This window comes from Lapidilactobacillus bayanensis, assembly GCF_003946695.1.
GTDB classification, from domain to species: domain Bacteria; phylum Bacillota; class Bacilli; order Lactobacillales; family Lactobacillaceae; genus Lapidilactobacillus; species Lapidilactobacillus bayanensis.
In genome coordinates this window covers 25,440-45,629 of the sequence record NZ_RHOX01000017.1, presented here as the reverse complement: position 1 = coordinate 45,629, position 20,190 = coordinate 25,440, and the positions used below count along the sequence as shown (strand labels likewise).

General features: G+C 40.6%; 14 protein-coding genes and 1 tRNA gene. 7 read left to right on the top strand and 8 right to left on the bottom strand.

Annotated elements, in window-relative coordinates; translation table 11 throughout:
• Positions 1–729: 729 nt before the first annotated feature.
• Positions 730–2,688, bottom strand: coding sequence for a M13 family metallopeptidase (locus tag EKM65_RS07660; protein WP_125607225.1), 1,959 nt, complete (start codon positions 2,686–2,688; stop codon positions 730–732).
• 175 nt (positions 2,689–2,863) lie between these two features.
• Between EKM65_RS07660 and EKM65_RS07655 the strand changes: the two genes are divergently transcribed.
• Positions 2,864–2,936, top strand: a tRNA-Thr gene (locus EKM65_RS07655).
• Between the two features lie 303 nt (positions 2,937–3,239).
• On the opposite strand, the gene EKM65_RS07650 is transcribed toward EKM65_RS07655, so the two are convergent.
• Entirely contained in the window at positions 3,240–5,342 is a 2,103-nt protein-coding gene (locus EKM65_RS07650; protein ID WP_125607229.1) for a KUP/HAK/KT family potassium transporter, read from the bottom strand.
• 1,006 nt (positions 5,343–6,348) lie between these two features.
• Between EKM65_RS07650 and EKM65_RS07645 the strand changes: the two genes are divergently transcribed.
• Positions 6,349–7,008 carry a metal-dependent transcriptional regulator gene (locus EKM65_RS07645; RefSeq protein ID WP_125607223.1) on the top strand — a complete coding sequence of 220 codons (660 nt, stop codon included), beginning with the start codon at positions 6,349–6,351 and terminating at the stop codon, positions 7,006–7,008.
• Positions 7,009–7,080: 72 nt separating this feature from the next.
• Here EKM65_RS07645 and EKM65_RS07640 read toward each other — a convergent pair whose 3' ends face one another.
• Positions 7,081–8,391: a C40 family peptidase gene (locus tag EKM65_RS07640; RefSeq protein WP_225420431.1), complete on the bottom strand. Its 1,311-nt coding sequence runs from the start codon at positions 8,389–8,391 to the stop codon at positions 7,081–7,083.
• A gap of 454 nt (positions 8,392–8,845) precedes the next feature.
• On the opposite strand from EKM65_RS07640, the gene EKM65_RS07635 reads away from it, so the two are divergent.
• Genes EKM65_RS07635 through EKM65_RS07620 form a run of 4 tightly spaced genes read left to right on the top strand, consistent with a single transcriptional unit; the run spans position 8,846 to position 11,419 of the window.
• Positions 8,846–9,304: a LytTR family DNA-binding domain-containing protein gene (locus EKM65_RS07635; protein WP_164506865.1), complete on the top strand. Its 459-nt coding sequence runs from the start codon at positions 8,846–8,848 to the stop codon at positions 9,302–9,304.
• Positions 9,297–10,034, top strand: a complete 738-nt coding sequence (locus tag EKM65_RS07630) for a LiaF domain-containing protein (protein ID WP_125607219.1) — start codon at positions 9,297–9,299, stop codon at positions 10,032–10,034. The genes EKM65_RS07635 and EKM65_RS07630 overlap by 8 nt, the downstream gene beginning before the upstream one ends.
• Before the next feature lie 57 nt (positions 10,035–10,091).
• Positions 10,092–10,343 carry a hypothetical protein gene (locus EKM65_RS07625; RefSeq protein WP_125607217.1) on the top strand — a complete coding sequence of 84 codons (252 nt, stop codon included), beginning with the start codon at positions 10,092–10,094 and terminating at the stop codon, positions 10,341–10,343.
• Positions 10,319–11,419 (top strand): MFS transporter, encoded by a 1,101-nt coding sequence (locus tag EKM65_RS07620; RefSeq protein ID WP_263853616.1) that lies wholly within the window; start codon positions 10,319–10,321, stop codon positions 11,417–11,419. The genes EKM65_RS07625 and EKM65_RS07620 overlap by 25 nt, the downstream gene beginning before the upstream one ends.
• Positions 11,420–11,713: 294 nt before the next feature.
• Here the strand turns inward: EKM65_RS07620 and tyrS are convergent, their stop codons facing one another.
• The 3 genes from tyrS to EKM65_RS07610 all read right to left on the bottom strand — a co-directional run bounded on the left by tyrS (position 11,714) and on the right by EKM65_RS07610 (position 15,064).
• Positions 11,714–12,979, bottom strand: a complete 1,266-nt coding sequence (gene tyrS, locus EKM65_RS07615) for a tyrosine--tRNA ligase (RefSeq protein WP_125607213.1) — start codon at positions 12,977–12,979, stop codon at positions 11,714–11,716.
• 649 nt (positions 12,980–13,628) lie between these two features.
• Positions 13,629–13,781 carry a hypothetical protein gene (locus EKM65_RS11270; RefSeq protein ID WP_164506864.1) on the bottom strand — a complete coding sequence of 51 codons (153 nt, stop codon included), beginning with the start codon at positions 13,779–13,781 and terminating at the stop codon, positions 13,629–13,631.
• A 323-nt stretch (positions 13,782–14,104) separates the two neighbouring features.
• Positions 14,105–15,064, bottom strand: coding sequence for a Gfo/Idh/MocA family protein (locus EKM65_RS07610; protein WP_125607211.1), 960 nt, complete (start codon positions 15,062–15,064; stop codon positions 14,105–14,107).
• Positions 15,065–15,264: 200 nt separating this feature from the next.
• Here EKM65_RS07610 and EKM65_RS07605 point away from each other — a divergent pair, with 200 nt between their 5' ends.
• Positions 15,265–15,831: a restriction endonuclease gene (locus tag EKM65_RS07605; protein ID WP_125607209.1), complete on the top strand. Its 567-nt coding sequence runs from the start codon at positions 15,265–15,267 to the stop codon at positions 15,829–15,831.
• Positions 15,832–16,150: 319 nt separating this feature from the next.
• On the opposite strand, the gene EKM65_RS07600 is transcribed toward EKM65_RS07605, so the two are convergent.
• Together EKM65_RS07600 and EKM65_RS07595 are read right to left on the bottom strand one after the other, a co-directional pair.
• Positions 16,151–18,307: a glycoside hydrolase family 3 N-terminal domain-containing protein gene (locus EKM65_RS07600; RefSeq protein WP_125607207.1), complete on the bottom strand. Its 2,157-nt coding sequence runs from the start codon at positions 18,305–18,307 to the stop codon at positions 16,151–16,153.
• A gap of 184 nt (positions 18,308–18,491) precedes the next feature.
• Positions 18,492–19,595: a DUF916 and DUF3324 domain-containing protein gene (locus EKM65_RS07595; RefSeq protein WP_125607205.1), complete on the bottom strand. Its 1,104-nt coding sequence runs from the start codon at positions 19,593–19,595 to the stop codon at positions 18,492–18,494.
• Positions 19,596–20,190 lie beyond the last annotated feature (595 nt).

Below are 20,190 nucleotides of genomic sequence, written 5' to 3'. Positions count from 1 at the left end.
TTAATGGTGGTATTCTTATGTTGGGTCATGGAGTTGTCCTTTCTTGAGTTTAGTCACTTTAAGTGTAGGTCTCCATGGCCTATTTGTATACTTTTGGTATAGTTATTTGGTGTTGCACTTGAATTGTAAATCCGGGAACTAATTTTTTTTAAATGCAAAGTCCTAAAACTGTTATATTGAGCTTCTTCGTGCCTGCGGGAAATACGCTGGTGGAACGCTGCGAGCTTGATTTGAGCCAAATAAATTTGTCTCAAATACAATCTTTCTTGTAAATGGTAAACCATTAACAAGAATTCCGCGGCTGACCGCGATTTCCCTCCGGCACTGACGAAAACGCGTTAGTGCACCTAAACTTCTAGTTTTTACTTCTCAAAATTGAAGGTAATTCAACCACCTGTCAACTCAGCACTTGCGCAAAGGTTGCCCTCTTGCTTGTTTAGTGGCGGCAAATAAATACCGCTCAGTAGTGACATTAATGTTAGCAATTTATTGCTTACATTAAGGCTCGCATTTGAGACGATTTGTCCTGCAATCGGCTCAAATCGACGCCCACTACGTTCCAGCGACTAGTATTTATTTGCCGCCACGACACCTCGCACGTTCCGTATGCAACCTTTACGCAAGCGCGAAGAATCGCGACAAAACAGTTTTAGTTACCACTATTTTAATCTGATGGCAGAAAAAAATCGCGAACAGAATTTCTGTTCGCGATTAATTGTTGACGCAATATTACCAAATATTAACTCGTTCTTCTGGCGCTAACCACATGCCATCTTGATCTGTAACATCGAAGGCTGTGTAGAAATCGTCCATATTTTGTGCTTGGACATTAGCACGTAATGGACCTGGTGAATGAACATCAATTGATAACAGCAACTGGCTATATTCGTTGGTTGCTTTCATGCGCCAAACTGCTGCCCAATTGGTAAAGAAGGCCTTTAGGTCAACGTCTGCTTCTTCTTTAGCAGCTTCTAGGGCACAACTTAGGCCGCCACCATCGGCAACATTTTCGCTAATCACTAATTTGCCATTAACTTTTGATCCGGCATAAGGAATGCCATCGAATTCTTTGATCATCGCTTGCGTACGCTTTTCAAAAGCGGCGTAATCAGCGTCGGTCCACCAATTGACCATGTTACCTTGCTCGTCGAATTTGGCACCGTTGTTGTCAAAGGCATGCGAAATTTCGTGAGCAATAACGGCACCAATCCCACCGTAATTTTGTGAACTAGTTTGCTGCAAACTGTAGAATGGTGCTTGGAGAATTGCCGCTGGGAAGGTAATATCATTAAAGCTTGGATCGTAGCAGGCATTAACTAAGTTGCCTGGCATTGCCCAACGCGTCCGATCAACAGGCTGATTAACCTTGGCAAAATTGTCCAAACGATAAGTCTTATCTAAATTAAAGACATTAGTCAATAAGTTGCCACCTTCAGCAGCCGTTTTAACTTTTAATTGACTATAAATTGCGCGAACCTTATCTGGATAGCCAACTTTAATCACGATGTTGTTCAATTTAACGATTGCTTTATCCTTCGTTGCTTGTGACAACCATGAATTATTAGCTAAACGATTCTTATAAACATTAATCATCGTTTTGACCATCTTAGCAACATCTTGACGCGCTGTATCACCAAAATAAGTCTCGCCGTAATACTTACCGACAACATCAGAGAAATAACTATTGGCTAAGCGATAAGCGTGCTTTGCTTGATTAGGTGCTTCTTTTTGACCGCTGATTGCGCGTCCGTATGTTCCACCTAATTGCCGCAATTCTTCACTCAAAAATCCAGTTGTCCCCAAAATTTCTTTGACAATTAGCCAACCTTTATATTGTGCAAAAGTTTCAGCGGTAACTAATTTGCCTAAGTTTTCGAAATACTTAGGTTGCGTCAAAATCACTTTTTCAGGTGTGCTTTGCAAAACTTCAGGAACTGCCGTTGCAAAATCTACTTCTGGTGCTAATTTCAAAAAGTCAGCAAATTGATAAGGATTATATTGTTTCGTATAATCAGCCAACTCTTCAGAATTCTTAACAAACGGTACAATTGCTGCATCGAATGCTTTAGCTTGATCAACCAATTCAACAGCCAAAGATTCATCATAACCAAACTTTTGTAGTACGGCGATGGCCATCTTAGTCCAGACAGCCAACAGTTGCTTACCATTCTCATTGTCAGCATCATAGTAAGTCTTATCTGGTAAAATCAAACCGGGCACATCAATATAGAGTAAATAAGCCGATGTGTTCTTCATATCTGGTTCAACATCCATGCTAAATGGCAAAGCCGTGCCATCTTTAATGAGGTCGGCTAGTTGCGCATTAACATCAGCCCAACTTTTCAAGGCATCGAGTTTAGCTAACAGAGCTACTGCCGGATGTGTTCCTTCTTCACCGCGTTTAGCAAAGTCTAAAGCCAACTGACTCAGTTTAACCGCCTCTTGCAATTCTGGCTGCTTAACCTGAGTTAAATCCTGGCGAAATTTAGTGAAATCAGCAAGTAATAAATCTTCAACGCCAACAACAAGATCGGCAAAGCCACCAGCCGTTGAACGATCTGCGGGAATATTGGCAGTTTTAGCCCATTCACCATTGACAGATAAGTAAAGGTTATCTTGGGGACGTGCCGATTCAGCCGCAGTGGTGTCGCCGGCACCACCGCGTACTAAGGCATAATTTTTTATCATAAGTTAACACCCTTCTTCAGTAATTAGAATGATTAAAATGATTGTAACATTAGAAGTTTGATTAGACAAATATGAGAAGGCCTCATTTAAAATAAAATTCAACAAAGTTACTTTTCCTAAATAAATCTGGTTGACAAGCTAGCAAGTCGTTCTATATACTATTTATTGTTGCAATGCCGTCTTAGCTCAGTAGGTAGAGCGCATCCATGGTAAGGATGAGGTCGGCAGTTCGAATCTGCTAGACGGCTTTCTTCATGAACTCGGTGAATATGCCAGTCATCAAGAGTAGCCATAACCGTTGCTATAATAGCGGTTATGGCTACTCTTTTTTGTTGACAAAAGTCCTAAAATAATTTTTTTCAAAAAGATAGTCACGTTTTGGCCCCGCTATGCCAGCAGCTTGCTCAATTTCAACCACTCAACTGCCGCTTGGCTTATACAAAAAATACGGAATTCCGCTTAGACATAAAAAAAGCTTGCGTTTAAATTCAGCAACGAATTTAAACGCAAGCTACTTTTAATGCCAGCAAACTTAATGATGTTATTTAGTCTTATTGATCTTCAAGTTCATCATCATCTTTTAACGTCGGCACTTTCACATGCTTGAGTGTTTGTTCTTTGTGCAGATGAGAATGAAGTTCTTGGGCACGCTCGCGTTTTAAATAACGCAAGCTCAATGGCTTTGTTTTGCCAAGAATTAATGGCACTTTTTCGACAATAACGTCAGCAAACTCTAGGCCAAACCAAGAAGCGGGATTGCTGGTAATGTTCTGCAAGCCAACTCTTAAGGAAATAATCGTTCGTTCAAAGGCACCAATCTGTGTCTGTGGTGAAATGACATCCTGGACAATAACGAAGCTAAAGTCACCCACATCACGGCCGCGAATTGTCGTGTATTTCTGTGGTTGCGGATCAATTTGTCCCCGCGCAATCATTTCGTGAACAATCGCCCGCAAGTAGACATTGACTCGTTGTTCACGTCTGAAGCCTAAATACAATTGGACGTTAATAACATTACGGGTCCCCATTGTATCGACGCTATATTCAGCTGTGTAAGGATCATCAGTAACATTGACCGTGACGAACCAATAAGCCTTAGCACGTTTAGGCCGTTTGTCGAGAATTGAGTATAACATCTCTCGCTTAATCATATTGCCCGGTTTAACCTTGGCCATATAAACGACATTATCGCTAAAAATTGACATTGAATCATCATTGCTTAGTCGGACTAATTGATCTTTATAATCATCAAGACTGATATAAGCTGATTGGAATTCTTCTGTGTCGCGAATGCGATTACCGTAATACCAAATGTACATGACAAACAGAATCAAGCCGGCGATAATTGCCGTGACATAACCACCATGAACAAACTTAACTAGTGATGAGATTAAAAACATTGACTCAATTGCACCAAAGAAGATAACCATGGCGGCTGCCCAAACAGTTTTGATATTGCTTTGCCGCAAGAATTGATACAACAGTAATGTTGTCATTAACATCGTCACGGTAATTGCTAGACCGTAAGCTGCTTCCATGTGCGCGGACGTCCGGAAGAACAAAATAATAATGATACACGCAATCCATAGGATCGAATTAACTAATGGAATATAAATCTGCCCGTGTTTTTCCGATGGATAAATAATTTTCATCCGTGGGAAGAACTTCAGGCGAACTGCTTCAGAGACTAGCGTATAAGAACCAGTAATCAAGGCTTGCGAAGCAATAATCGCAGCTAACGTCGCTAAAACAATGCCAATTAGACGCCATTGACCTGGTAACATTTCAAAAAACGGATTAAAAGTCGCATCATGACCCAGCGCAGTGTTATTCGCGTTATTCATCACCCAAACACCCTGGCCTAAATAATTCAGCATTAAGCTCACAAAGACGAAAGGCCAGCTACCATAAATATTAATCCGACCAACGTGACCGACATCTGAATAAAGCGCTTCTGCACCGGTTGTCGCTAAGAAAACACTACCTAGTATAAACACACCAACATGATTGTCTGAGCTAAAGAATAACAGCTTAATCGCGTAATAAGGGTTTAATGACTTAAGAATTGATAAATCGCCCAACATATGCAAGAAACCAGTAACACCAAGGAACAAAAACCAGATAAACATAATTGGACCAAATGCACGACCAATAACACCCGTACCGAAACGTTGAATCATAAATAGTAAGGATAAGATTACAATCGTGATCACAATGACTTCCTGTTGCGTCGTCACAAACGTCATCCCGTTGAAGTCGATTCCCTTAAGACCTTCGATCGCGGTTGTCACAGTTACGGCTGGCGTTAACATTCCGTCTGCCAGTAAAGCTGCTCCACCAATTAAAGCCGGATAGATCAACCATTTAGCACGACGACGTACCAACGCGTACAGCGAAAAAATCCCACCTTCACCATGATTCAGGGCTTGTAAGGCAATCAAAACATATTTGACCGTCGTTAACAGCATAACCGTCCAAAAAATCAGTGAGATACTACCCATAATCATTTCGCGAGTTGCCGTCGTTAGACCACCATTATCTCCAATGATCGTCTTCATAACGTACAATGGTGAAGTCCCAATATCACCATAGACAATTCCGATTGTAATCAATAATCCAGCAACGGAAATAGCACTCCGCTTCTTCTCATTCAAACGCATTTCAACTTCCTCCAACTTAGCAAAAAGCGATGATAACTAATTTTAGCACGTTTAAAAACAGAGTGCGGAGAAGTGCGAACAGTTAGTGAGGATTAAGTTCAAACCAGTTAAAATCTTGGTTTTAAGATTTAAACTGGTTTAACTTAACCGGAACTAACTGCACTTCGCAGCACGTTTCAAAATCAGAGTGCGAAAAGCAACGGGTTGATGGCATTAATTTTAGGGGAAAGATTGATGCATGCCAATGCAGCAAGATTTTCACTAAAATTATTTGCCATCAGTTGCTTTGAGCACGTTTAAAAACAGAGCGCGAAAGCCAACGGGTTGATGGCGTAGCTCTAACTAGGAAGCACAGCTGGGTGTCAACCCAGATGGGATTTCTAGTTAGACATAGCCATCAGTTGGCTTGAGCACGTTTCAAATTCAGTCGAGCATTTTGCCCACACAAACCAAAAGTAAAACATTGTTGTTAAACCGTGGTACAACACTTTCTAAACATGTGCATCATTATTAGCACTCAAACCAGCCTGTCACAATTGATTAAACAAATTCAACAATCAACATAAAAAATAGCCTGTGATAACTAAGCGCTAATTCCGTGAATCTTACCACTTAATATTCAAGCCAATGACGCCACTTTACAAGATAAATGCTTAGCTGTCAAGCCACCTTCAAAAACAGTATTTTCCTCGGAAAAAAGAGATGAAATTAGTCGATTTAAGCACATTATTTATTACAACTCTCGGTTGTTTTTTAAGAAACACAGGATAAAATTGTGGATTCATTCCTGCATACTTCGTTTTGAAACGCGCGAAAGGCAACTGGCGGAAGTGAATTTAAGCGTGAATCTCCTTGCGTTGACACGCAATGATCTTCCCGTTTAAATTCATACCGCCAACCCGTTGCCTTTCGCGCTCTGGTTGTTTTATATCTTTCAAACTATTTAAACACTGCGAAATAAGTTATAATGAAAGTATAAGTTATTCCCGGAGGTTGGCTGATGTCACCAAATCAAGAAAACTATTTAAAAGCAATCTATGAGCTGCTCCACGATCGGCGTAAAATCACCAACAAAAACATTGCCGATATTCTGCAAGTCAGTGCCCCATCTGTCACTGAAATGCTAACCAGTCTTTCTAAAGAAGAACTCGTTAAACACACACCTTACAATGAGATCTCTCTCACCACTAAGGGTAATAAAATCGCCACTAATCTCGTTCGCCGGCATCGTATTTGGGAAGTCTTTCTCCATGACAAACTAAATTACAATATTAGTGAAGTTCATGAGGCGGCTGATGCTCTGGAACATGCAACTGATGGCATGCTGATTCAACGCCTTAATGATTTCCTCGAAGAACCACAACGTTGTCCTCATGGCGGTTTAATTCCTGGTAATGCTGATCTCACCGATCAAAGTGACCAAGTTCTAATTGACACGACTGCCGGTCAAACCGTTCAAGTTAAGCGTATCATTGATAATCACGAATTTCTCATGTATTTTGAACGATTACATCTACCGCTTGGTTCAATTATCACGGTACAGCGGCACGAACCATTTGAAGGACCAATTGTTGTCACCACTGCGAATGATCAAGAAGTTTCCATTAGTTATAAGTCAGCTAGTTATATTTTCGTTGACGCATTACCTGACACCAAATAAAAATCGAGTTTCCACAGTTAAATTTTTAGCTGTCGAACTCGATTTTTTTATGTGCAACTTATTTTCTGATGACTATAAACGACGACCAAAACTTGGACGATAGCCGCTAATTGTTCCAACTGAAACTTTCTTACCAGGTCGCGGTGCATGAATATAACTGCCGCCACCAATATAAATACCAACATGATAAGCAGAACCAACGCCACCCCAGAACACCAAATCACCTGCTTGCAAACTACTGATGGCAACATAAGTGCCCTTAGTACTTTGGGCGCCGGCAGTTCTTGGTAAAGAAACGCCTGCGCGTGCTGCTGCATATTGAACTAATCCGGAGCAATCAAAACCAGATGGTGTCGTCCCGCCATATACATACGGTGTCACACCAACGAATTGTGCGGCCACACTAATCATCGAGCCGCCAGAAACCGCTGGCAACTTTGAACTGGCCGCGTTACTGGTCGTCTGCTTAGTTGTTGAACCAGTTGACGTCGTCTTGGTCTTATTTGTGTTACTGCGACTAACTGATTCAGAACTACTGTGACTGGTTACATTTGCGCTGCTACTTACTTTAGAACTAGCTTGAGCCGTTGTTTTCGCTGCGGCGGCCTGCGCCGCTGCCTCTGCAGCCTTTTTAGCTTGCGCTTCTTGTTCAGCCTTTAATTTTGCGGCTGCTTCAGCGACTGCTTGATCTAAGGTCTTCTCCAAACTAGCAAGTTGGGTTTTATTATCGCTAAGTTGCTTTTCCAAACCTTTTTGTGCAACTTCAGCTTCTTGTTTAGCCGTCACTAAATCTTTTTTTTGTTCGATTAATTTATTTTTAGTGTCGATGAGCGCTTTTTGTTTCGTTTCTTGTTCAGTCTTTAAAGTGGCTAATCTTTCCTTGGCAACAGTAACTGCATCCATGGCGTCTTTATTAGCCTGATTCAACTTACCCACCGCAAATGTTCGCGAAATTAAATCGGTAAAATTATCACTGTTTAAAACAAAATCAATGTAGACATTGCCAGAAACACTGTTAGTCGACTTCTTCTGCAATTCAATTAGCTGTTCGCGTAGGACCGACTTTCGCGCCTTTAGTTCTGCTTCAGCGGTCTCAATTTCACCATCTAGTGCTTTGATGCGATCTTGAACTTCTGTAATTGATTTTTGAGTTGTCTCAATTGCCACAATTTTGTTAGAAACATCATTGTTTAAGCGATCAACTTTTTCTTGTTGGCTATTAATCTGTGCCAACAACTTTTCAGAAGCGCTTTTGTTCCCCGTAATTGCAGATTTCGTTTCGGAAACTTTATCTGCCTGTACTAAATTCGATTTCATTAAAACTGGACTACCTAGCAAAATGGCCGCGGCAGTTATTAACAAACGCTTCATAGATTTCTTCAAAATTACACTCCCACATAAGTCATTAGTTGCAGTATACCGGTATAAGATTACACACGCGTTACAAACAGGGCAAGATGTGTTAACAATCCTTAACAACTTTCACAAACAAAAAACTAGCATACCACACTTAAGCGTAACTAGACACCCTTCACATCATGGAACCAACGCTTTGTCGCCCAGTTAGTGTGAGATAAACGTGTGCAAAAACAACATTTAGTTAGGAAGATTGCCTTTAAGTTAGAACCAAAAATAAAAATCTCATTTTCAAGATGGTCATAAACTGGTGATTCTAAACTTGAATACCAGTGTGCTGATCCCTAATATGCACTTATTTTTCAAGCTAATTTCAACAAAATTGACCGCTTATTAATATTTTTTGACCGTTCACCGAAAACAGCTTGTCATAATCCTCTAATTAAGCTTTAATTAAATCATTGCAAAGGAGGGGTGCCAGTTGAAAATTCATTACCAAGTTGATCCAACAAAGACAGAAACTGAATTACTCATTTCGGCACCAACTGAACAACAAGCCGAATCGTTGGTTCAACGTTTACAGAATATCACCTCTCCTAAAACATTATCTGTAACCAAAGATGAGCGCGACTATTTCCTACCACTAGCTGATATTTTATTTATTGAAACAGAAGCCGGGCATCTCGTCATCCATACTGCTGAAACGAGTTATCAATCAAGTTTACGTTTGTATCAATTAAGTGATGTCTTGCCCGATTACTTTTCTCAAGTTTCAAAGTCAACCATCGTGAATTTAATGCAACTTTCTGCCACCACGCGTTCAATTTCCAGCTGTTTAATTTCTTTTTACCACACGCACAAGGAAATTTATGCATCACGCCGCTATTACCGAATACTCCGTGAAAAGCTTGTCGAAAGAAGGTCGTTAACAAATGAATAACCAGAAGAATTACACGAACATACTGATTGGTTTAGGAATCTTAGCGCTCACAGTCGTTTTAATTTTACAGAAACTCGACCTCATTACCGTGATCATCTTCCCCGATTTTTGGACACTAGGATTAACTTTATTGTTCGGCGTCTTTTGCCTGAGAAGTTTACTTCATCTTGATCTCGATGGTTTGCTTTTTAGTGGCGCGTTGTTAATTAATCTCTATAAACAACCATTAGGAATTGGTCACTGGAGCTTGTGGTATCTACTCGGAATTGCGTTGTTATTAGACATTGGCCTAAGCCTCTCTTTAAAACCCTGGCTCAAAAAGAAAGGTCACTGGCAAATAACAACCAGGCTTAGTCAAACCAATCATGATAGTTTTGTTGAATCAACAACTGCTAATCACGACGACGAACTTGTTTTAAATCTCAAAATAAGTGACGCAACACGTTACATTCGCTCCGATAATTTTCGATCTGCCCAGATTACAATGTGGATTGGCGAAGTGAAATTATATTTAGACGAAGCAACAATCATTGATTCCGCGCAAATCAGTTTCGATGGTGGAATTGGCGAAATTGAACTTTATGTTCCTAAAACGTGGCAAGTTGTGAATCAAGTTAGCACGACCATCGGTGAAGTCAACGATGATGGTGAACAAGCCGCAGTCACCGGCCCCATCCTTTATTTAGTCGGACATCTACAAATTGGTGAAATTACAATTCATTATATTTAACTTACTAAAAAATAACTTACTAAAAAATAATTAGAACGCTAGAAATGAGGACTTATTATGAAAAACAAAATTGATCAACAGCTTTTAAAAATGCTACTCCTGCGTTTCTCAGGAACTTTCGGCAGCGGCATGTTAGATTTCGCGATTGGCCTGTACATCTTGAAGCAAACAGGTTCTGCTTTAAGCATGGGAATTTCATTGATTACCGGGCCACTAGTTTCACTCGTACTGACCCATTTGTTGGCTACGTCGTCGATACGAAACGGCACCAACCTGTTATGGTCATGGCCCAAATTGCAATTAGCCTAACATTAGCTGTGTTTGCCGTGATCTTTCATCTATTCCCGGCTCAATATTATCCGGAATTAATTGGCTTGATTATTGTTTTGCAGATGACAGATAATTTTTTGAGTACTACTTTAACTGCCAGCCTAGTAGAACTTTTCCCCCAACACCAATTGCAACAGGTGAATTCTTTAAATCAATCGATTAGTTCTGTCGCCACATTTTTAGCACCAATCCTCGGCAGTGTCATCTTTTCATTCGTCTCCCTAGGAAACTTTGCACTTTTGGAAATCTTTTTTGAATTAGTTGCCTTAGGTATGATTCTGTTATTGCATTTTGATACGAATCCTAACGGTGTTCAAGAGACAACCGCTAATTCTGATCCAAATGCTACTACCGAAGCGGAAACGGAACACGTTGGGATTTGGCAGAACTTCCAAGCAGGTTTCACTTTTATCTGGCAACAGAAATTAATTCTGGTCTTAATGATCTCATCAAGTGCACTTAATTTCCTTTTTGCCGCGATAAATGTTGGCGAACCCTTTATTTTAGTAAAAGTATTACGGCTTTCTAATAGTCAATACGGTCTCACAGAGTCAGCATTTGCGGTGGGTATGTTTTTAGGCGGCTTGTTATTAAGTCGTCTAGTGTTAAAGAAGCATCCCGTCGTCACTTCATACCTGAGTTTAATTATCGTTGGTGGCTTAATCATGGCCAATGCGCTACCGCTCTTCTTTAATGGTCAAGCTGCTACCCGAACTATTTACTACTTCTTACTCAACAGTATTTTAGGCGGCGTCTTAGTCTTCGGTAATACACCAATAAATACTTACATGCAGCAAATTATTCCACCTAAAATGCAAGGACGATTCTTCTCATTGTCTTCAACCATGTCCATGATTTTGATGCCGCTGGGCACACTTCTCTATGGCGCGTTGTTCGATCATTTCGACGCACGACCACTCTTTATCATCACCGGTGTCATTGTTGTTATCTTATCCGTTGGATTGCTTACCGTTGTGACAAAGCGACAACTCTTACCAACTATCAATGAAGAACATATTGACGCATCAGAAACGCAGCTTAGCGAAGCCAAATGACGGCTTAAAAATAATGACGATTTAGCAGATAATTGTTCAACAACTATCCACTTTAACTTGACCGTCAATAATTAAATAGCTTTTAATTTGAAAAATAGCTCATAATCAAAATCAACAAATAACGGAGTCAGGATAAATATCCCGACTCCGTTATTTGTTAGTGTTGTAAAACAAAAGTCGCGTTAAGCACACCGTTCAGCTTGACTAAAAAAATTGATTAAACAGAGTCGTTTTGCTAATTATGAACTCAGCTTGATCTCTGTATGGCATTTAGCCTAATTGTTTTTCTCTAAATTAGGCGACAATTCGAACTAAGGTGTATTTTTTCTTACCTTTACGGATAATTACAAATTTACCATCAAAGGTTGCAGAAGTATCGATCTCAAAATCAGTTTCAGTTTGACGCTGCCCGTTCACATAAATAGCCCCGTTTTGAATATCTTCGCGTGCCTGACGCCGACTTGCTTCGATCTTTGTTAAATCAACTAAGAATTCAACCAAATTGATTTTAGTTGGTGCAATCGTCACACTGGGCATTCCTTTGAAACCTTGCTCGATTTCTTCAGTGGATAAATCAGTCAAATCACCCGTGAACAAAGCTGCAGAAATATGTTCAGCTTCTTCGACGGCTTGCGGACCATGAACAAAATTGGTCACTTCACGAGCAAGTGTCCGCTGTGCCTCACGTTTCTCAGGTTCTGTGGCAACCTTTTCTGCTAAAGCCGCAATTTCATCGTGAGTTAAGAATGTGAAGTACTTCAAATATTTCACAACATCACGATCATCTTGGTTCAACCAGAATTGATAAAATTCATATGGTGTGGTCTTTTCTGGATCCAACCAGACAGCACCGCCAGCAGACTTGCCGAATTTAGTGCCATCGGCTTTTAACATCAAAGGAATCGTCAAGCCATAAACTTTGGCTTCGAATCCTTCTTTTTTATGAATTAAATCGGTGCCAGCCGTGATGTTACCCCATTGATCCGCACCACCAATTTGTAATTGCACATCATGTTCACGATACAAGGTTAAGAAATCGATTGATTGCAAAATCTGATACGTAAATTCTGTGAAAGAAATACCATCGGCTAAACGTGAAGCAACAACTTCCTTATTTAACATCACATTGATAGGGAATTCCTTGCCATAAATACGCAAGAAATCCAATAAACTTAACTTCGAGAGCCAATCGTAGTTATCAACAATCTCAAAGTTTTCAGTCCCAAATAAATGAACCATTTGCTTAGTTAAGGCTTCTTTATTATGTTGAACTTGATCCATTGTCTGCAGCTGACGTTCTGTTTTACGACCAGAGGGATCACCAATTGAACCAGTTCCACCACCAATGACGATAATTGGATGGTGACCAGCCATTTGGAATCGTTTCAAAATCATAAACGGAATTAAATGACCGATGTGCAACGAATCGGCAGTTGGATCTGCACCGCAATACAATGAAACGGCCTTTTCCTCTGTTAATTTTTGTAGTCCTTCAAGATCTGTGACTTGATTAACGGCCCCACGCCACTCTAAATCAGCTAAAATTTCATTCTTTTCCACTTCTAAAACTCCTTCTTCTGACTATTTTCTTGTCCACTCAGTTATGATCAACGGCGTTTGCACGATACAAAAAAATCCCCGATCAAAAAATGATCAGGGACGATAATTTACCGCGGTACCACCCAATTACCTGTCGAAACAGACAACTTTAAGTTCGTATGGTGAACGACGCCGAATAACTGTCGAGTGTAATTCGTTGTTAAAACACGACTGATTCACAGCAACCATCAGCTCTCTGAACGTTGTTTTAACAACTACTGGGCAAGACTTTAATTATTAATTTAGCATCAGCATATCATTGTTTGAGGGCGAAAGTCAAGAGTGTTATGTTGCTATTCTTCGTGCCTACAAGAAATACACTGATGGAACGCTGTGGGCCTGGTGTGAACCGAATAAACGTCAGATTAACTTGAACATTGTAAACCCTAAAACTGTTATATTGCGTTTCTTCGTGCCTACAGAAAATACGCTGGTGGAACGCTGCGAGCATTGGTTTGAGCCGAATTAAAACCGATTCGTCTCAAACTCAAGCTTTGTTGTAAGTGGTAAACCACTAACAACAATTCCGCGGCTGACCGCGATTTTCCTCCGGCACTGACAAAAGAGATGTAGTGGTGTGATTTAGCAGCAAGTTTGTACTTCTAAAAATTTAGAAGGTAATTCGACTACTCGTCAAATCAGCGCTTGCGCAAAGGTTACTATCTTGTCGGATTAGTGGCGGCGAAATAATACCGCTCAGTAGTGACATTAATGTTGGCAATTTATTGCCTACATTAAGGCTCGCATTTGAGACGATTGGCATTTTAATCGGCTCAAATCGACGCCCACTACGTTCCAGCGTAAAGTATTATTTCGCCGCCACGGCACCCACTATTTTCCATTTCTAACCTTTGCGCAAGCGCGAAGAACTACAATACAACAGTTTTCGTTGCCACTATTCAGTTGGCAGTGTCCACCACGTTCCAGCGAAAGTATTTATTTTCCCTCACGGCACTCGCAATCCTTCGTATGCAACCTTTGCGCAAGCGCGAAGAAGCACAACATAACAGTTTTAGTTTCGCCTATTTCGATTTGCAACACCCAATATTCTCTCGTCACCTCGATAACTCTACCAGTAACTTAAAGCTATCGTTTATTACGCCAAATTTGATCATATAGTCGCGCGCCGGCAATCGTTAAATCATGCGGTACCAGAACACTCTGTAAGGCACCATCCCGAACGCAGCTCATCACTTCTTTGATTTGATAAACGAAACCATTAGTTGTTTCTGTATCTTGATAGTGCTCGACTAGCTTGTCATGACGATCATATAATCTAGCTTCTGTTGCGCCATTGGCATTAGGAATGACAACCTTACCTTGATTCCCATAGACAACCAGTTCACCGCTTAAACGCGCCAAAAAGCTGGCCGACATCGTTGCTAGTGAATTGGCATAGTGTAACGTAACATGGTCCGTGGCATCGACACCATGCCGCCAAATTGTCGCGACATCTGTATTCGAGTAATCATTACCCATCAATAATGTCGACAGTTCAAAAGAATAAACCAATAAATCATACGTTGCCCCACCACCAAGTTCTGGATCAAAGAAACGATTAGTTGGATCGTCTTGCGCAAGAAAGCCAATATCATAATTTGATAGCGTCAGCTGCCCAATTTTGCCGTCGGCGAGCCAATTCAAAACTTGACGGTATACTGGCAAGAAACGACTCCACATAGCTTCCATGACAAAAACCTTTTTTGCTTCTGCTTCATCCAACGCATCGATTGCTTCGTCAGAATTCATGAACATCGCCTTTTCGCAAATAACCGCAACGTGGTGCTTAATGCACAACTTAGTTAGTTGATAGTGCATGTTGGTGGTCGTTGCAATATAAACGGCATCTAATTCCTGATCAGTGACTAATGCTTCAAAATCATCACCATAAACAGAAATTTGAAACTTCTCTGCAAAGGCTTGAGCGCGTTCAACGTGACGATTAGCAACAGCAACGATCTCGCAATCGTCGATTAACGCAACAGCTTCAGCAAATTTATTTGCAATATTACCAGTTCCCATAATTCCAAATCTAAATTTTGCCATTAAAAAGTGCCTCCTCAAATTTCGAACAATCTGATTAATTTTCTCCTACATTGTATAACTAAGCGTTGGCCAATGTATACGTTTTACCATCATCTATAAAAAACTATTAAGTTAACTTAATTACGACTAACGACGGTTGTTGTCCTCAAGATTGTTTGTTATATTAAAAACATACGTTCGTTAAGTAAGGAGCTATTGCCATGCGTCTTTTTCGTTACATTGCCACGGCCTTATATGCTATTATTTGGTTAATTTATATTTTTACTCATCAGCATTTAGTCCTCAGCCAACAAAACACTATCAAAGTTTGGTTGGTTATTGCTGGCCTGATCTTAATCGTTTGGTGGGTGCTGGTAGTTTACCATTACTTCTTTGATTTCCGACGCACGAATTTACGTCAGATTGATAAAATGAATGGCCTTGATTTTGAAAATTATACAGCTAAGTTGCTCGAAAAAAGTGGCTTCGAAAACGTCGTCGTTACACCAGCGACTCGTGACCAAGGTGTCGATATTACCGCAAAACTTGATGGTGAAACTTATGGCTTTCAATGCAAACGTTACGATCATCCCGTTGATAATAGCGCCGTTCAAGAAATATTTACCGGTTGCGCCTTTTATCATTTACAAAATCCGGTCGTTATTACAAACACAACTTTTTCACCAAGCGCTCAAGAACTAGCTACCGGTGTTGGTGTAGAGATGGTTGATCGCGACGTTTTAGGCCAATGGCTCGAAAAAATTAAACATCAGAAAAATAAAGCATAACCAAAAACTTACAGTCGAGTTATGTCTCAATATTTAACAAATTAACAGTGAAAAAGCGAATCTAAAATTAGCTTGGATGCACCACTAACTTAGTCACGCTGTTTGCCCAAACTTTTGATCGAACAGCATGGTAAAGTTACAGCACGTCAATTCAATCTTTCACTCTTACAACAATCAAAACAAAGGGGCTTTGTCAAATAGTATTGGCGTAGACCCCAAACAAATAGGACCCGGGATTTTTTATCCTTGGTCCTATTTGTTTGGTTCAATGACGTTTTTGGGCAGTTACTCAACTTTCTGTTAAGCTACCTGTCATGATTTATTGAACTTCAAAGTCACATTTAATTAATTTTTCTGAATCAAACCCAATCATAACTTCATAATGACCGGCATCAGTCGCACGTTTCAAATTAGTGTGAACGCTACTCAATTGTTCTTTGGCAATTGTCACCGTGATTGTTTGTTCACTGTGCGCCGGAAAAGTAATTTTGGCAAAATATTTCAATTCCTTCATTGGCCGAACTGTCTCGCCAATCAATTGATGGGTATAGCCTTGCAAGACATTTTTAGCAGCAAAATCAGAATTGTTCTTAATTGTAACATTAACCGTTAATGGTTGAGTCTCTGTAACGACGTTATGGATCACTTCAACTTTTTCAATCGTTATATCGGCATAACTCAAGCCAAAGCCAAATGGATAAAGTGGCAAGGTTGAACAATCCATATACTTCGATTCATAACCATTGCCGCTATCCACGTATGGATCCGGAACAGGACGACCAGTACGATACTGGTTGTAATAGATTGGAACTTGCCCCACACTGCGCGGGAACGTCATCGGTAATTTACCATTTGGTGAAACTGTGCCGTCAAGTACATTCTTAATGGCAATCGCACCTTTAGTCCCGGGGAACCAAGCGACGACAATCGCCGTTGAGAGTTCATTAACGCGCGTTAAATCCATTGCCCGCCCCGTAATAATCACCGAAATAATTGGTTTATTTAATTTAGCAAGTTTTGCCAAGAGCTCAAGTTGTGCTTGTGGCAATTTAATATTGGCCAGACTTGATGCTTCACCACTTTCGGAGCTTGGTAAACCAAGCACGGCCACGATGACATCTTGTTGTTCGGCAATGGCCAACGCTTCAGCCTCCGCTGCTGCATCAGCATGTCGGTAGTCACAACCAGTGGCAACTTTTACATCGTTAAAATCGGCCTTAAAAGCATGCTCTAGCGTTTCTGTCTCATGCCGGTGACCATTCCACGACCAAGCACCAAGTAGATCATTTGAAGCAATTACAGGACCAATTAAGGCAATACTTTGTGTGTGATGTAATGGCAATACTTGCTGATCATTCTTTAATAAAACTAGTGACTCTTCGGCAGCTTGTTGAACAACCGCCATCGTTTCGTCAGAATGAATATCATGCAACTCTTTTTCTTCATCCATTCCGCGGAATGGATCATCAAACAAGCCTAATTTTTCTTTTAACTCCAAGACACGCACGGCGGCTTCATTAATTAATGCCAAGGTTTGATCGTCAAGGTCAGCTGCTTTTTTCAAATAACTAGCATAGGCGAAGGACATCATATCAATATCTACACCAGCTTTTAAAGCCAATGCTGTTGCAGCTTCAGAATTAGCCGCAACCCCGTGGCGAATCAACTCGCCAACAGCATTCCAATCAGAAATTAAAACACCGTGGAAATTCAGTTCGTCGCGTAGTATATCGCGCATTAAGTGTTGGTTGGCAGAAGCTGGTACGCCGAACAATGTGTTGAATGACGTCATGACCAACATAGCTTGCGCTTCAATTGCGGCAGCATAGGCCGGTAAATATTGTTCACGAAAACGCCATTCGGACAAATCAACCGTATTATATTCCCGACCTGCCTCTGGCGCACCATAAGCAGCGAAGTGTTTCACACAAGCGGCAATATGTTCTTTATCCAGTGGCAACTCACCTTGAAAACCTTCAACACTTGCTTGTGTCATCACAGAATTCAAATAAGGATCTTCACCCGTTGATTCCATAACTCGGCCCCAACGTGGATCGCGAACTAAATCAACCATTGGCGCAAAAGTAACTTGAATCCCACCTGCAGCTGATATTCGTGCCGCAACTTCTGACGTTTGTCGAACCATTTCCGGATTAAAAGTTGCCCCTAATCCTAATGGGATTGGATAAATTGTTTGGTAACCGTGAATGACATCCGCCATAAACATTAGGGGAATGTGCAGACGGTTATGGGCCAGATAATCCTTTTGAATTTCTTTAACCTGTTTGGCACCAGAAGTTCCTAGAACTGACCCTACGGCATAAACTGTCTCCGTAGACAAATGTTTATCTTGCATGGGACCGGTAATTTTTGACTCGCCACTCTGGAAAGCGTCGCCAGTCATTTGTAACAACTGTCCAATCTTTTCAGCAGTCGTCATTTGATTCATTAGCGCATTTACTCTAGCAGTACTCATCACAATTCTCCTAGTTTTTATTAAAAATAACTTTCTTTCACGAAAAGCGTACAACGCTTTCATACTTAAAGCAATAGTTTTACTGTTCCAAAATAAAAACGTTTTCCAAAAAATAATTCGCACCAAAAAAGCATGCCGAGTTAGCATGCTTTTTGAAAATCATCTTGATAAAATCTGATGACTATTAATTATTTTTCTTGGTTGTCTCAGCTGTATTCGCAGTTGTTTTGGAATCGTAATCGTCAATTACTTCTGAATCATCTTTTTCGTCCTTCTTATGACGCTTCCAAATAATAAAGAGAATCACAATTAACAATAATAATCCTAATAATAACCAGAGCCACCAGTAATTCGGCTGCTTCAAGTTAACGCCTTTTTTGTTAATGCGTTCTGCTTTAGCCGCCGCAATTGTAAAGTGACGCGTGAATTTCCAAGTTTTCACACCAGACTTAGCTGTTAAATGGAGTGTGTATTGACCGGCTTTAAATCGCTCGCGATTCCAATCAATTTGATAGTTGAAATTCGACATTGGCGCCATTGACAAATTAGTTCGCTTAGCAGCATGTAAAACCTTGTCACTGCCACGCTTCGTCACTTTAGCAGTAACCGTCATTTCACCAAATAACGATGGTTTAATATTTTCAAGATTAACAAGAAGAGTGGTCGTATTCGCAACTAACGCTGGCTTAACGGTGTTTAACTTTAATTCAGGCGAAACATTGGTCTTAGACATTTGCGCCGTCGCACCGATAATCATGGCGTACTTATTCTTGATTCCCATTCCGTTTTTGACTTTGGCCGTTGTCGTGTCGTGGGTAGACATTGCGCGAAAGCCACCATCGATTAAACCAGCGAAAGTATCATCAGGCACCTTTAACTTGAAGTTAACATTCGTCGTACTTTTTGCTGGTATATTGACAGTCACTGACTTGGGGGCGACTAAATCAGTCCATTGATATTTAGCAGCAGTTTGCGTTGTGGTGACCTTAGCCTGATAATCAACAATCCCGTTATTGTTTGTATAGGCTGCTACAGGCGTCACCGTAATTTTATTAGTCTGATTAGCTAAATTTTTCAGTACTAACGTCAAGGTTTGCTCTTGCTTGGGCTGGATTAAGAGATCAAAATAATTAGCACTTTTTTCAATCTGATTAGCCGGCTGCTTGATTCCCATCGTAAAACTCGTTCCTGCAGCACTGACTGATTGCGGTTTTAAAAAGAACAAGCCTAGTAACACTGAAGTCATCATTAACCAAAACCGAAATTTTTGTTGCTTAAACTGCACCATTAACCTTCTCCAATCGATTGAAATTAGCTAACTGAATAAAGGAATCAGGATGAAAATTCGCTGGGAAACACCCCTGAATACAATTAAGGAACCGAGACAAAAGATCCCAGTTCCACTTAATTTGATATTGTCGCGAGACCAAAACCTGAGTGTCAATACCTTTAATTCCCGCTCTGCGCACTTTGAAATTCGATCAAACAGAACAAGGTTATTAAGTAACGCACTCTGATTTGAAACGTGCTGCAGAAGTCTGACAACTCTGCTTAAGCCAGCAATGAATAAGTTCAAAATACGAACTTTTTAATTGCTTTCTTAATGCTCATTGTCAATCTGACTTTCTCCGCGCTCTGATTTTGAAACGTGCTGCAAACCAACTGGCGACAGTGAATTTAAGCGTGAATCTCCTTGCGTTGACACGCAATGATCTTCCCGTTTAAATTCATACCGCCAACCCGTTGTTCTCCGCACTCTGATTTTGAAACGTGCTACGAACCAACTGATGGTAAGTAATTTAAGCGTGAATCTTGCTGCGTTGACACGCATCAATCTTCCCGTTTAAATTAATACCATCAACCCGTTGTTCTCCGCACTCTGA

Coding starts and splice junctions, on each gene's coding strand:
- EKM65_RS07660 (WP_125607225.1), bottom strand. CDS start 2,688: ATGATAAAAAATTATGCCTTAGTACGCGGTGGTGCCGGCGACACCACT.
- EKM65_RS07645 (WP_125607223.1), top strand. CDS start 6,349: ATGTCACCAAATCAAGAAAACTATTTAAAAGCAATCTATGAGCTGCTC.
- EKM65_RS07630 (WP_125607219.1), top strand. CDS start 9,297: ATGAATAACCAGAAGAATTACACGAACATACTGATTGGTTTAGGAATC.
- EKM65_RS07625 (WP_125607217.1), top strand. CDS start 10,092: ATGAAAAACAAAATTGATCAACAGCTTTTAAAAATGCTACTCCTGCGT.
- EKM65_RS07620 (WP_263853616.1), top strand. CDS start 10,319: ATGGCCCAAATTGCAATTAGCCTAACATTAGCTGTGTTTGCCGTGATC.
- EKM65_RS11270 (WP_164506864.1), bottom strand. CDS start 13,781: ATGCCAATCGTCTCAAATGCGAGCCTTAATGTAGGCAATAAATTGCCA.
- EKM65_RS07610 (WP_125607211.1), bottom strand. CDS start 15,064: ATGGCAAAATTTAGATTTGGAATTATGGGAACTGGTAATATTGCAAAT.
- EKM65_RS07605 (WP_125607209.1), top strand. CDS start 15,265: ATGCGTCTTTTTCGTTACATTGCCACGGCCTTATATGCTATTATTTGG.
- EKM65_RS07600 (WP_125607207.1), bottom strand. CDS start 18,307: ATGAGTACTGCTAGAGTAAATGCGCTAATGAATCAAATGACGACTGCT.
- EKM65_RS07595 (WP_125607205.1), bottom strand. CDS start 19,595: ATGGTGCAGTTTAAGCAACAAAAATTTCGGTTTTGGTTAATGATGACT.